General features: G+C 73.5%; 10 protein-coding genes. 7 read left to right on the top strand and 3 right to left on the bottom strand.

Annotated elements, in window-relative coordinates:
* The first annotated feature begins 387 nt into the window (after window positions 1-387).
* Genes ACWCPW_RS04755 through ACWCPW_RS04745 form a run of 3 tightly spaced genes read left to right on the top strand, consistent with a single transcriptional unit; the run spans window position 388 to window position 3,499 of the window.
* Window positions 388-729 (top strand): hypothetical protein, encoded by a 342-nt coding sequence (locus ACWCPW_RS04755; RefSeq protein WP_449760138.1) that lies wholly within the window; start codon window positions 388-390, stop codon window positions 727-729.
* A gap of 44 nt (window positions 730-773) precedes the next feature.
* Window positions 774-3,011 carry a heavy metal translocating P-type ATPase gene (locus tag ACWCPW_RS04750; RefSeq protein ID WP_449760216.1) on the top strand — a complete coding sequence of 746 codons (2,238 nt, stop codon included), beginning with the start codon at window positions 774-776 and terminating at the stop codon, window positions 3,009-3,011.
* Window positions 3,008-3,499, top strand: coding sequence for a copper chaperone PCu(A)C (locus ACWCPW_RS04745; protein ID WP_449760137.1), 492 nt, complete (start codon window positions 3,008-3,010; stop codon window positions 3,497-3,499). Before ACWCPW_RS04750 ends, ACWCPW_RS04745 begins: the two co-directional genes overlap by 4 nt.
* Window positions 3,500-3,653: 154 nt before the next feature.
* Here ACWCPW_RS04745 and ACWCPW_RS04740 read toward each other — a convergent pair whose 3' ends face one another.
* Window positions 3,654-4,589 carry a DMT family transporter gene (locus ACWCPW_RS04740; protein ID WP_449760136.1) on the bottom strand — a complete coding sequence of 312 codons (936 nt, stop codon included), beginning with the start codon at window positions 4,587-4,589 and terminating at the stop codon, window positions 3,654-3,656.
* Between the two features lie 136 nt (window positions 4,590-4,725).
* Here ACWCPW_RS04740 and ACWCPW_RS04735 point away from each other — a divergent pair, with 136 nt between their 5' ends.
* From ACWCPW_RS04735 to ACWCPW_RS04725, 3 genes are all read left to right on the top strand, one after another.
* Window positions 4,726-5,619, top strand: a complete 894-nt coding sequence (locus ACWCPW_RS04735; protein ID WP_449760135.1) for a LysR family transcriptional regulator — start codon at window positions 4,726-4,728, stop codon at window positions 5,617-5,619.
* A 207-nt stretch (window positions 5,620-5,826) separates the two neighbouring features.
* Window positions 5,827-8,109: a UvrD-helicase domain-containing protein gene (locus ACWCPW_RS04730; RefSeq protein ID WP_449760134.1), complete on the top strand. Its 2,283-nt coding sequence runs from the start codon at window positions 5,827-5,829 to the stop codon at window positions 8,107-8,109.
* A gap of 257 nt (window positions 8,110-8,366) precedes the next feature.
* Entirely contained in the window at window positions 8,367-9,230 is an 864-nt protein-coding gene (locus ACWCPW_RS04725) for a pentapeptide repeat-containing protein (RefSeq protein WP_449760133.1), read from the top strand.
* 141 nt (window positions 9,231-9,371) lie between these two features.
* Here the strand turns inward: ACWCPW_RS04725 and ACWCPW_RS04720 are convergent, their stop codons facing one another.
* Both ACWCPW_RS04720 and ACWCPW_RS04715 read right to left on the bottom strand, forming a co-directional pair.
* A complete protein-coding gene (locus ACWCPW_RS04720) occupies window positions 9,372-10,172 on the bottom strand; it encodes a hypothetical protein (RefSeq protein ID WP_449760132.1) in 801 nt (266 codons plus the stop codon).
* Between the two features lie 698 nt (window positions 10,173-10,870).
* Window positions 10,871-12,265 (bottom strand): oxygenase MpaB family protein, encoded by a 1,395-nt coding sequence (locus tag ACWCPW_RS04715; RefSeq protein WP_449760131.1) that lies wholly within the window; start codon window positions 12,263-12,265, stop codon window positions 10,871-10,873.
* A 299-nt stretch (window positions 12,266-12,564) separates the two neighbouring features.
* On the opposite strand from ACWCPW_RS04715, the gene ACWCPW_RS04710 reads away from it, so the two are divergent.
* A complete protein-coding gene (locus ACWCPW_RS04710) occupies window positions 12,565-13,167 on the top strand; it encodes a dihydrofolate reductase family protein (RefSeq protein WP_449760130.1) in 603 nt (200 codons plus the stop codon).
* Window positions 13,168-13,190: the final 23 nt, after the last annotated feature.

The raw sequence follows: 13,190 nt of genomic DNA, 5'->3' as shown, positions 1-13,190 counted from the left end.
AGCCTTCTCGAACCGCGCTCGAACGCCTTGACGCAGTAATCTCCGAAACCGTGCCCAACCGTCTCGAACCACACCGCGCCCGCTCCCCGCCGTACCTCTCGCTCAGGAATCCACACCCTCGGGGAACCACCGATCGCCGCCGACCGACTACCCGGATGCCCGTCCCCGGTGCCCGTCTCCGATGCCCGTCCCCTCCACCCTTCCCCGGTGCCCGTCCCCACCACCCGTCCCCACCACCCGTCTCCGACGCCCGTGTCCGAGGCCCGTGTCCGATACCCGTCCTCGAAGGTTGTCCTCGATGCCCGTCCCCGGTGCCGCCGTCGTCGACCGCGGCGCCGCCCCGCGCCGGACCCGACCTCCCGCCGTTCGATCCCTGGAGCCCGATTCATGCCCGTGTTCGCCGGCGGACCCGACTCTCCGGGCCGCCTCCGGCGCCTGCTCCTCCTCGCGAGGGCCGCGCGTCCCGAAGCAAGCCCGCCCCCCGGGGCGACCCGCTCGACCTCGGCCGCCCGTACGGTGCTCGGCTTCGTCGGCCTCCTGGTGATCCTGTTCGTCGCCGCGTTCGCGGTCGGGCGCCAAGCCGGCCCCGTGGCCCCCGACCTGCGCAGGCCCGGTCCGCCCGGCGCCCCGGTGCCGATGGGTGACGAGGGCGGCGGGCACGGCCGGATGGGACTGGGCGAACCGGCCGGTGCGGTGCCCGCCTTCCGGGTCGTCGGAGGTGCGCTGTGACCACCTCGCCCGAACTGGTCACCACCGACGTCACCGTGTCCGGGATGACCTGCGGGGCATGCGTACATCGCGTCGAACGGCGGCTGGCCCGGCTGGAGGGGGTCAGCGCGACGGTCAACCTGGCCACGGGACGGGCACGGGTGGTGCACCCCGCGTCGGTGCCCGTGGTGAGCCTGCTGGCGGCGGTCACCGAGGCGGGCTACTCGGCGACCCTGACCGCCCCATCGCCCGACACGACCCGGGCCCGGCCGGCCGGCGCCGAGGAGCACGACCGCGGTCGGCGGGATCTGCTCCTGACCGCCGCGCTCGCGCTTCCGGTCCTGGTGTTGTCGATGGTGCCCGCGTGGCAGTTCACCAACTGGCAGTGGTTGTGCCTGATGCTGGCCGCGCCGGTGGCGACGTGGGGCGCGTGGCCGTTCCATCGACGGGCCCTGCACGGGCTGCGCTACGCGGGCGCGACCATGGACACCCTGGTCAGCCTGGGCGTACTCGCCGCGTTCGGCTGGTCCCTGTGGGCGCTGTTCGTGGGCGACGCGGGTGAACCCGGGATGCGGATGACGGTCGACCTGCTCCCGTCCGCGGCCGGCGCCGAGGCCCACACCTACCTCGAAGTCGCGGTGGCCGTACCCCTGTTCGTCCTGTTCGGGCGCCGGCTGGAGGAGCGGGCCCGGGTCCGCACCGGGTCGGCCGTACGGGAGTTGGCCGCGCTGGTTCCGGACGAGGCCGCCGTACTGCACCCGGGCCGGGGCGGCCGCGAGGTCGAGGTCACCGTGCCCACCGCGTCCTTGACGGTCGGTCAGGTGTTCGTGGTACGCCCGGGCGACCGGGTCCCGGCCGACGGGGTCGTGGTCGAGGGTCGATCCGCGCTCGACGTGTCCCATCTGACCGGGGAGAGCCGGCCGATGGAGGTCGGACCCGCGGATCCGGTGCCCGGCGGAAGCGTCAACGAGGGCGGCCGGTTCACCGCGCGCGCCACGGCGGTGGGCGCGGACACCCGGCTCGCCCGGATCGCCGCGTCGGTCGAGGAGGCCCAGGCCGGCAAGACCGACGCGCAACGCCTGGCCGACCGGATCGCGGGCGTGTTCGTGCCGTCCGTGCTCGCGACGGCGGTGACCGTGCTGGGCTTCTGGCTCGGCGCGGGCGGTGACCCGCAGGCCGCGGCCGGCGCGACGATGGCCGTCCTGGTGGTCGCCTGCCCGTGCGCGCTGGGCCTGGCCACCCCCACCGCGATCCTGGCCGCGACCGGGCGCGGCGCCCGGATGGGCGTACTGATCCGCGAACCGGCCGGACTGGAGCGGCTGCGCCGGGTCGGTGCCGTCGTGGTGGACAAGACCGGCACGCTGACCACGGGCGGCATGAGCCTGCTGCGGTACGAGCCGGCCCCCGGGGTCGATCCGGGCGAACTGCTGTCCCTGGTCGGCGCGGTCGAGGCCGCGTCCGGGCATCCGATCGGTCGGGCCGTGGCCCGGGCCGCGACCGAGCGCACGGGACCGCTGCCGGCCGTCGCCGACTTCACGGCCGAACCCGGCACGGGCGTCCGCGGGTTGGTCCGGGGCGAGCGTGTGGCGGTGCTGCGGCCGGGGGCCGAGGACGTGACGTCGCTGCCGGCGAACCTGCGCGCGGCGTTGTCCGCGGCGGACGCGGCCGGGGACACCGCCGTGCTGGCGACGGTCAACGGCGTGCCGTCCGGGGTGCTGGTGCTGGGCGACTCGGTACGCCCCGAGGCGGCCGGCGCGATCCGGGCCCTCGACCGGCTCGGCGTCACGGTGATCCTGGCCACCGGGGACCGTCCCGGGCCGGCGCGCGTGGTCGCCGACGCGGTGGGCATCGACGAGGTCCTGAGCGAGTTGGACCCACACGACAAGGCCGAACTGGTCCGAGGCCTGCGGCAGGACCAGCCCGGACGGGCGATCGCGGTGGTCGGCGACGGCATCAACGACACCATCGCGCTGGGCGAGGCGGACCTGGGCATCGGCATGGGCGGCGGTACGGCCGCCGCGATCGGCGCCGCCGACGTCACCCTGGTCGGCGACGACCTGACCGCGCTCGCCGACGCGATCCGGCTCTCCCGGCGGACGACCGGCACCATCCGGGCCAACCTCGGCTGGGCCTTCGGCTACAACGTGGTGCTGATCCCGGTCGCGGTGACCGGCCTGCTCAATCCGATGTTGGCCGCCGCGGCGATGTCGGTCAGTTCGCTGGCGGTGGTGGGCAACAGCCTGCGGCTGACCCGATTCCGTACCGACCGCCGCCTCGACGACCCGAAACGGGATCCGAAGTGAAGCCTCTCGCCCTGCTCAAGACGGTCGCGGGCCCGCTCGTGGCGGCGGCCCTCGCGCTGACCCTGCTCACCGCCTGGACGGCCGCGGGACAAGCCGGCACCGCACCGAAGCTGTCGATCAGCGACGGCCGCGTGCACCTGGCCACCAACGCCGACGCCACCTCCGCGTACTTCACCATCCGCAATTCCGGTGCCGCCAACGACGAACTCGTCGGCGTGAGCACACCGATCACCAGCGACGTGGGCTTCAGCTTCCACACCTACACCGGCTACGCCGGCCGGATGTGGATGACCAAGTCCCTCCCGATCCCGGCCAAGGGCCTCCTCGGCATGACCGCGAGCGGCGCCAACATCATGCTCGGCACACCCCCCAGGCTGACCCCCGGCCAAACCATCCCCTTCACCCTCCACTTCCGCCACAGCCCACCCATCCACACCACGGCCACGGTGATCCGCCCCGGAACCTGGACCCCCGCGAAAACCACCTGACCGACCCGGAACCCGCGACCCGCGACCCGCGATCGACGATCCGGGCGGGGCCTCCGGCGCGGGCGAGGCCGACAGCGGGTGGTGGGCGGTGTGTCGGGCGGGAGGTGCGCGGTGGCGTGAACCCGGTGCGTGGTGGCGGGGGCTTGGGGTCCCGTCAGCCTTCCGCCGGTTCGGGGTTGACCGTCGGGTGGGTTTCGGCGTGGAGGGGGTCGGTTTCGGACGGGCGGGCGGTCTTGGTGGCGTCGGGGTTCGTGGTGCGGGTCAGGCCGACGCCGAGCAGGACCACGAGCATGCCCACCACCACGCGGAGGCTCAGGGCCTCGTGGAGGACGAGGGCGCCGAGGGTCACCGAGACGACCGGCAGCAGGTAGCCGACCGTGGCCGCCGCCGTCGGTCCCTCGTCGGCGATCAGGCGGGAGTTGAGGTGGAAGGTGACGCCCGTGCCGAAGACCCCGAGCACCACCACGGCCAGTACGGCGGTGCCGGTCGGCCCGCCCGGATCCGTCGGACCGACCGGCAGGGCGAGTCCGGTCAGCCCGGTCGCGCACACCAGTTGCGCCGCCGACAACGCGAGCGGCGCGCCGCCCCGCCCGATCAGGTGCCGCGCCATGTACGCGAACGCGACCGCGTAGCTGAGCGCCGCGCCGAGCAGGGCCAACGCGCCCCAGCCCGCCAGGCCGCCCCGCTGCCAGGGCGCGAAGATCAGCAGGGTGCCCGCGAAGCCCAGCGCCAAGCCGATCAGCCGCGGCGGACGCAGACCGCGCTCGGTGCCGAGCCCGATCCCGATGGCCAGGGACCACAGGGGCGTGGTGGCGTTCAGCACACCCGCGACGCCGGAGTCCACCGTCTGCTCGCCGACCGCGAACAGGAAGAACGGCAGCGCGTTGCAGAACAGCGCGGCCACGACCAGGTGTCCCCACACGCGCCTTTCGCGCGGGAGCCGTTGCCGCGCCGAGCGGGCCAGGACCAGCAGCGCCGCGCTGCCGAGGGCGCAGCGGACGACGGTGATGTGCAGCGGGGCCAGGCCCCCGTTGAGGGCGATCTTGATCCACAGGAAGCCGGATCCCCACAACAACGCGAGGACCGCCATGCGCACCAGGGTCGCGCGTGATCCGCCGAGCACTTCGCCTCCGCCGCGAGTTGGTAAAGGGGGTGCTGAGTACGCTGTCGCACCCAGACCGGTAAGACAAGCGACAAGATCTGCACGAATCGTTAAGCTGTCCTACATGCTTGATGTGCGACGCATGCAGGTGCTTCGAGCGGTGGTCGCCGGCGGCTCGGTGACCGCCGCCGCGCGCACCTTGGGATACACGCCCTCGGCCGTGAGCCAACAAATCGCCGCTCTCGAGAAGGAGGCCGGGATCGCGCTGCTGGAACGCGTCGGTCGAGGTGTGCGCCCCACCGAGGCCGGCCGTCTGCTCACCGAGTACGCGACGCTGATCGGCACCCACGTCGCCGCCGCCGAGACCGCCCTGGCCGACCTGCGCGCCGGCCGCACCGGTCGGCTCACCATCCACTACTTCGCCACCGTCGGAGCCGTGCTGGTGGCTCCCGCGCTGGCCGCGTTGCGCCGCGAACACCCCGGCGTGCAGGTGCGGTTGAAGCTGTCCGACCCGAGGCATCCGCTGGCCGAGGTCCGGGACGGCCAGGCCGACATCGCACTCGTGGTCCGGCCGGACGACCGCCCGTCCGTCGACGGACTGCGCTTCGTACACCTGCTCGACGTCCGCTATCGCGCCGTCCTCCCGAAGGGTCACCGGCTGGCCGCGAAGCCCGTGCTGGAACTGTCCGACCTGGCCGCGGAACAGTGGGTCGCGAGCGAGTCGCCGGGCCCGTGCCTGGACGTCCTGCTCGACGCGTGCGGCGCGGCCGGCTTCAGCCCGGAGTTCGTGGTGGAGAGTCAGGACTACGCCACCGCCCAAGGCTTCGCCGCCGCCGGCCTGGGCATCGCGCTGGTCCCCGAATCGGCCCTGGACAACCGCCGATCCGCGACCGTCGTCCGCCGGATCCGCAACCCCGAACCGATCCGCAGGATCTACGCGGCGGTCCGCGAGTCCGCGCCACCCCAGCCCGCCCTGCGCGCCTTCCTCGCCGCATTGCACGACGCCGCGTCCCGGTGACCCGACAACACGCCCGCCGACCCCGACACCACGCCCGCTGTCCCGACACCGCCCGCGGATCGACGCGCCGCCCCCACTACCTCACACACACTCGGGACGACCCCGCGTAGTGCCCACGAATCACCGGGAATTCATCGCCGGACCCGCCCATGACCACACGCTCCGATGGGGATGCTCAAGGGTGGGGGCGCGACGGTGGGGGACCCGATGCGATCTGCGGACGTGGGCACGAACAGCGACACGAGCGCGAGCACCGACACGGGCACGGGCGCGGGCGCGGGCGCGGGCGCGGGCGCGGGCGCGGGCGCCGCAGCATCCGCCGCCCCCGGCGGCTCCCTTGCCCGGCTGGCGCGCGACGCGCGGGCGCGGGAACGGGAGTTGCGGCGCGCATGGGCACAGGCCCGTCGCGTGGCGATGCGGTACGAGGCCGCGTCACAGGCGGAACAGCGCGTCGTGGCACACCTGTTGATGCTGACCGGCTACGGCTGGCGGCCCGCCGTGGACCGCCGCCGGCCGGGAACCCGCGCGGCCAATGTGGACCTGCTGCTGGTCGGACCTGCCGGGGTGTACGTCGTCGACGTCAAGAACTGGCGCGCCGCGCCGAACATCCGAAACGGCACCCTGTACGCGGGAGATCAGCCACGCCCCGGCGAGGCCGCGAAGCTGCTCGCGATCACCGCGATCGCCGAGGAGGCGATCGCCACGCTCGGCGTCTCGCCGGTGGCGGTCGTGCCGATGATGGTGTTCGCCGGCCATCGCGTCGACGCCGGCCTGGGCCGGATCCGACTGCTCGGCGAGACGCAGGCCGCGCCCGATCTGTTGGGTCGAGCGGCCCGCCTGGACCCGGAATCGGTGACGGCGATCGCGCGGCACCTGGAGCGGGTGTTCCCGGTCTACGAGGACCCTTACGAGGCCGCACCCGCACCCGCGACCCTGCCCTCGGCGATGACGGCGGTCGCGCGCACGTCCCCACCCGGACGACTCGACGCGTCGTTCGATCCGAGGGAGTTCGCCGCCGCCACGCTGCGGGCCGCACGGCTCGGGCCGATCGAACGATGGATGACCTACCTCGATCCCGGCCAGTGCGCGCTGGTCCGGGCCGACTGGCCCGGGCCGGCCCGGATCACCGGCCCCGCGGGCACCGGGAAGACCGTGGTCGGCCTGCACCGCGCCGCCTACCTGGCCCAACACGGCACCGGCCGGGTGCTGTACGCCACCTTCACCGCCAACCTGCCGCGCGTACAACGCACGTTCCTGGCCACGATGGCGCCGGTCGCGGTGGACCGGGTGGACTTCAGCGGCATCCACGCGTGGGCGCTCGCGTTCCTGAACGGACGCGGCGGCCCACCGCGCCAACTCGATCCGACCAGGGCCGCCGCCGCCTTCGACCGGGCCTGGGCCGAGGTCGGTCGGGGCGGACGCCTGCCCGCGATCGCGGCCTCGGCGGGCTACTGGCGCGACGAGATCGATCACGTGATCAAGGGCCGTGGGCTCACCACGTTCGACCGGTACCGGCGGCTGCCCCGACCCGGGCGGCGGACCCGGTTGACCCGCGCGGGCGACCACGAGGCGGTGTGGCGGTTGTACGAGCGCTACGAACGGCTGCTGCGCACGGAGCAGGTGTGCGACTTCAACGACGTACTGGCCGCCGCGCTCCGCGAAGTGCTGCGGGGCGGGCGGCAGCCGGCCTACGCCTCGGTCATCGTCGACGAGGTGCAGGACCTCTCGTTGGTGGGCGTACGCCTGCTGCACGCGCTCGTCGGCGACGCCGCGAACGGTCTGCTGCTCATCGGGGACGGCCAACAGGCCGTGTATCCGGGCGGTTTCCGGCTCGCCGAGGCCGGTATCACGATCCCCCGGGAGCGCACCCACGTCCTGCGCCGCAACTACCGCAACGCGCCCGGCATCGTGCGCGCCGCGCTCGCGGTGGTCGGCGCGGACGGCTTCGAGGACCTCGAACACGGCCGCGTCACCGGCCCCCGTCCCCTGGAACTCGACGGCGAGACGAGCGGTGCGGGCGAACCGGGCGAACCGGGCGAACCGGCGCGCGAAGTGGTCCGGGTACACCGCGCGACGGTGGCCGCGCACGACGACGCGCTTCTCGCCGCGTTGCGGGCCGACCCCCGCGCGTGGCCGGACACCGCCGTACTGTGCCGCTCCCGCGCCGAGGTCGGCCACTACACGGACCTGATCGAGCGGGCCGGGATCCCGGTGTGTCCCCTGGCACATTACGAGGGCCGGCCGACGGCGGGGGTCAAGATCGGCGGCTACGTGCGCGCCAAGGGGTTGGACTTCAAGCACGTACTGCTGCCGAGGTACGACCCGGCCCCGCCCGCCGGCGGCACCCGCGGCGGCGACGCGGCACGCGAGCGGGCCGAACTGGCCCGGCGCAGGGTGTTCGTCGCGATGGTCCGGGCCCGGGACACCCTGTGGCTCGGCCGGGTCGGCACGCCCGCGCCGAGGTCCCACCCGCCGACACCCGGCCGCTGAGGTCCGGCCGCTGAGGTCCGGCCGCTGAGGTCCGACGCACCGAAAGGCGGGACCGTACCGAAGGGGAAGGCGCCACCCCGGCCTCCCACGCGGCCCGGCCCCGCTCCACGAAGGATCCGCCCCGCGAAGGATCCGCCCTGCGAATGGCCCGCCCCGTGAAGGGCCCCCGTCCGATCGGGGACAATGGACGAATCATCCCGAGCGCGCGACGGAGCGGCGGCTCGCGACAGCCCCGATCCGGCAGGAGCCCCCACACCGTGTCCGACCAGCGCGAACCCGCCGTACCCGGCCGAGACCCGGGCCTCGTCGAGGAACGGGCCGACAGCCTCCGCGCCGACTGTGCGAACTGCTTCGCGCTGTGCTGCGTCGCGCCCGCCTTCGCCGCCTCGGCGGACTTCGCCATCGACAAGCCCGCCGGTCGGGCCTGCCCCAACCTCCGGGCGGACGACTTCGGCTGCGGCGTGCACCCGCGCCTGCGCGACATCGGCTTCTCGGGCTGCACCGTCTACGACTGCTTCGGTGCGGGACAAAAGGTCGCCCAGGTCACCTACGCGGGGCGGGACTGGCGCCGGGCGCCGCACACCGCGCAGCAGATGTTCCGGGTGTTCCCGATCATGCGGGACCTGCACGAGCTGCTCCGGTACCTGCGCGAGGCGCGCTCGCTCGCGGCCGCGCGGCCGATCCACGGCGAGTTGCGCGGCGCGTACGAGGACACCGAGCGCCTCACCCTGGGCGAGCCCGCCGAGCTGCTCCGGATCGACATCGGGGCGCTGCGGCAGCGCCTGAACCCACTGCTCGTGCGTGCGAGCGAACTGACCCGCGCGGGGGTCCCGGGCAAGAAGAAGGAGCGCCGCGGCGCCGACCTGATCGGCGCCAGGCTGCGCGGCGCGAACCTGCGCGGCGCGAATCTGCGCGGGGCGTACCTGATCGGTGCCGACCTGCGGGGCGCGGACCTGCGCCTCGCCGACCTGATCGGCGCCGATTTCCGCGACGCGGACCTGCGCGGCGCGGACCTCACGGACGCCCTGTACCTCGTCCAATCCCAACTCGACGCCGCCAAGGGCGACCCCCACACCAAACTCCCCGCACCCCTCACCCACCCCACCCACTGGACCTCGTAACACCCGCACCCGCGGGCTCCCGCCTGTTCCCCAGGCGCTGCCGGGCCGGGGGTTGGCCGTCGGGGTCGGCGTGGTCGGTGGGGGTGGGCCCGGTGGGGTCCATACCGAGGGTGAGGATGGCCAGGTAGCCAAATACGTCCCTCAGTTGCCGTACGTCCGCCGCACCCGGTACACGCCTGGCGCCACCCGGTTGGAACGAGCCCGGACCATGGGTGCGAGGCGGGCCGGCCACACGGTCGTTCGGGACCACACCACGCCCGCGAGTGGGGCCGTGTCGACCAGGTCCAGTCGGGACAGGTCCACCCCGGACGCGTCGACCGGCTCGGCCCGGACCTCCTCCTCCAGGCGGATCGCGAGCCGAACCGCCGCCGCGACGGCCTCCGGTACAGCGACGGGCGGATCGCACCGTGCCGGCCCGTCCGACACGGGCATCTCGCGCAATCCGCCCTGGACGGCCTCCAATGCGCGACCGCTCTCCGCCAGGGCCGTCCCGAGCGCTTCGACCAGCGCGATCGCGCGTGGGGACGCGGGAGGGGGCAGACGGGTGAGCCGCCTGCCCAGGCAGCGTGCCTGCCCGGCGGCCAGGGACAGGGAGATCAGCACCTCGAGCCGGCGCGATCCCGAGCCGTCCCGAGGCGACGCGTCGAGGATCCGCAACGCGCGGCGCGCGGCCTCCCGGTGTGCCAGTGCCCGCTCGCGGATGTCCCGTGTTCGCGCGCGCACCACGATCGCGGTCTCGATCGGGCCCCGGCGGGGCACGACCCGCGGTTCCGGACTCGCCGAGACACCGCGTTCGAACTCGTACAGCGCGCGGCTGATCGCGTCGCCCAGCCGGACCCAGGCCCGCCCCTCGGTCCGCGGATCAACGGCGTCGTCGGCACCCGACAGCGTCCACAGGTCGCGCTCGGTGAACGTGCGCCGTTCCTCGCCGGAAATGCTCATCGAGCCGCCTCCTGCTGTCGCATGTCTCGAACCGCAAGCCGAACCGCACGTCGAACCAGAGGACCGAACCGAAAGAGGCCGCGCACAAGTCGAGCATGAACCGAACACGGATGGATACATCGAGCACGACGAACGGCCACAAGACACCGGGCGCCCGGTACGAAGTCGCGGAACGACCGGCCCGGCCGGCGTGAACACGGGGATGAGAAAGGCACGTTATGAACAAACCCGCATGCTTATCCTCGTCGTTCACGGTATCAGTCGGCGGGTGGTTTCCTCCATGCGTACGACACCCACAGTTACCTCGCGGATCTCCCGCGTCACCTTTGCCCGCCGGGCGCACGCAGGGCGTACGTCGAGCGCGCGTCGAGCGCGAACCGCGTTCCCTCACACACGCGTCGAACCCCGAACCCCGGCCCCGGGACCCGCCGATACGCCGACGGCCCACGCGCCGAGACCGATCTCGTACAAGCGGGCCGCCGAACCGACCGCCCCGGACCCGGCCCGCCATGGCCGAGTCCGCTCGGGCTCACCTACTCCCCAAGCTCATCACTTCCCGCGCGGCCCGAACACCGCCGCCCGCAGGCCCTCTCGCCCCACCGCCGAGGAAACCCGTCACCGAGGCGGCCGGGAGACCGAGGCAACCCGGCCATCGGGGCAACTCGTCCCGAACCCGGCCTTCGGCCGACCGGCACCCCTCAGGCCCGGCCGAGCACGTAGTCCAGCGTGTCCGATCGGGCCCGCCCGAGCACGCTCTCCCGCAGCGCCTCGGCGAACTCCTCGACGGTGACCGTTCCGTCGCCGTCCGTGTCCACCGCGTGCAACCAGCCGATCCGGCGCGTCGGTCCGAGGTCCGAGCCGATCAGGCGCGCGTAGTCGGCCTGATCGATCCGGCCGTCCCCGTCACGGTCCACGGCGGTGGCCACCCGCACCATCAACGCGGCCATCGCCGCCCCCGGCGCGGCCTCGGCGAGCACTCGATACTCGTCGGCGTCGACCACACCGTCGTGGTTCGCGTCCGCCGTCGCGCGCAGCTCGTCCCACCAGGCGTGGAAGGCCGCGTACATCACCTCCTCGTCCACCGCCGCCAGGTCGAGTCGATCGCTGAACACCCGGGCGAGGGCGGCCAGATCGGGCCAGGACAACACCCCGTCGCCGGTCTGGTCGAGAATGCGCACGAAGGCGTCCGCGAGTTGCGCCGCCGGGTCGGCCGAACGATCGCGCGACCCGAACCGACGCAACCCGCGCCCGGCTTCCCGCTTGGCCGCGATGTAGGTCGCCGCGAGCGGCATGTACACCCACCTCGTCGGCAGCAGGTCGCCGGCCACCGCGGCCGTCCGACAGGCGAGCGACAACACCGCCTCGGTACCGAACGGCACCTTCCCGCGCTCGCCCAACCGCTCCCGATAGCTCGGCGGCAGCGTGGCGGCCACGAGCGCGCGGATCCCGCTGCCCAGCACGGAGCACCCGGCCGACCACACCGCGTCCGGTACGAAGGACAGTTGCGCGGGCGCGGGCAACCTCCCGAGCGCGTCGAGGAGTTGCTCGACCCCGTGCCCCGTCGTCAGCCGCTCGCGCACGGTCTCGTCGAAGTAGACGCGGTACTCCTCCAGCGTGGCCGGCATCTCGCTCGCCGGCACCCCCGACTGCCGTCCCACCACCAGCCATTCCGCGTACAGCTCGGCCTGTCGCTCGTCGTCGAGCGGATCGCCGCCGAGCTCGCACATCAGCACCATCGCGTCGAACACGGTCAGGTGCACCCACGCCTGCGCCTGCGGGTCGAGCGCCGAGAAGGCCCGGCCCTGCGCGTCGACTCCCTTGATGTGCCCGTGCAGCCGGCGCAGTCGGGCCGCCTCGCGCTCGCGGTCCGCCTCGTCCTGATAGAGCAGCCGTTGCAGGCTGAGCAGGGTCTGCTCGACCCGACGCCACGGGTGCCGCCGGTACGTGGAGAACTCCACCACACCGGCGCCGACCACCGGGTGCGCCGTCTCCAGCACGATCGCCCGACCGATGGTGGTCAGCAGCCGCCACTGTCCGAGGTAGCGCCAGGTGAGGGAGCCGGCGCCGGGGAAACGCTCGGTGTGATCCGACATCCGGGGTGCGTCCGACATGAGTGGCCCTCTCTCACGGATCGACGTGGTAGTCGTGACGATACAATCCGTCACCGTTTGTCGTGGCCGATCCGGAAAACCGCCGGTTCCCACCCGCGAAGGCGCCCGTTCCCACCCGTGAAGGCCGCCGGTTCCGCCCGCGAAAGGCCGGGTTCCCGCCCCCGGAAGCCCACGGGCACGGGCTTCGCAAGCGCTCGCGGCCCCCCTCACCGAGACTGGAAGGACGACCCGGCCCGCGCCGCGTGCGCCGGCCGGGGCCTACGGCCGAGGAGGGCAGCCGGATGGCGATCGTGGTGGCGGAGAAGACGATGTCGCTGGACGGGTTCATCGCCGACCCGTCGGACGGCGTGGCGGAGTTGTTCGACTGGTACTCGAACGGGAACGTGGAGACGCCCGCACCGGGTGGGGCGATGACGTTCCGCACCTCCGAGGCGAGCGCCCGGCACCTGCGCGAGCTGGTGGTCAACGCGGGGGCGATGGTGACCGGGCGCCGCCTGTTCGACCACACCGACGGGTGGAACGGCAGCCACCCGCTCGGTGTGCCGGTGTTCGTGGTGACGCATCACGTGCCCGAGGACTGGGTCACCGCGCACCCCCGGGCGCCGTTCACCTTCGTCACCACCGGCGTGGAGAGCGCCGTCGCGCAGGCGCGGACGGTGGCGGGCGACCTGACGGTGGGTGTCGGCGGCGCGGACGTCGTGCGCCAGTGCCTGAACGCGGGCCTGATCGACGAGATGGTGGTCAACCTGGTGCCGGTCCTGCTCGGTGTGGGCATCCGGTTCTTCGACCACCTCGCGAACACCCCGATCGAGTTGGAGGCGACCAGGGTGATCGAGGGCCGGCGGGTCACGCATCTGTACTTCCGGGTGATCCGGACGCCCTGAGCACACGTGCCGAACCGGATCGG

The sequence above is a fragment of the Embleya sp. NPDC001921 genome, from assembly GCF_053594475.1.
This window is presented reverse-complemented; position numbering and strand designations above follow the sequence as displayed.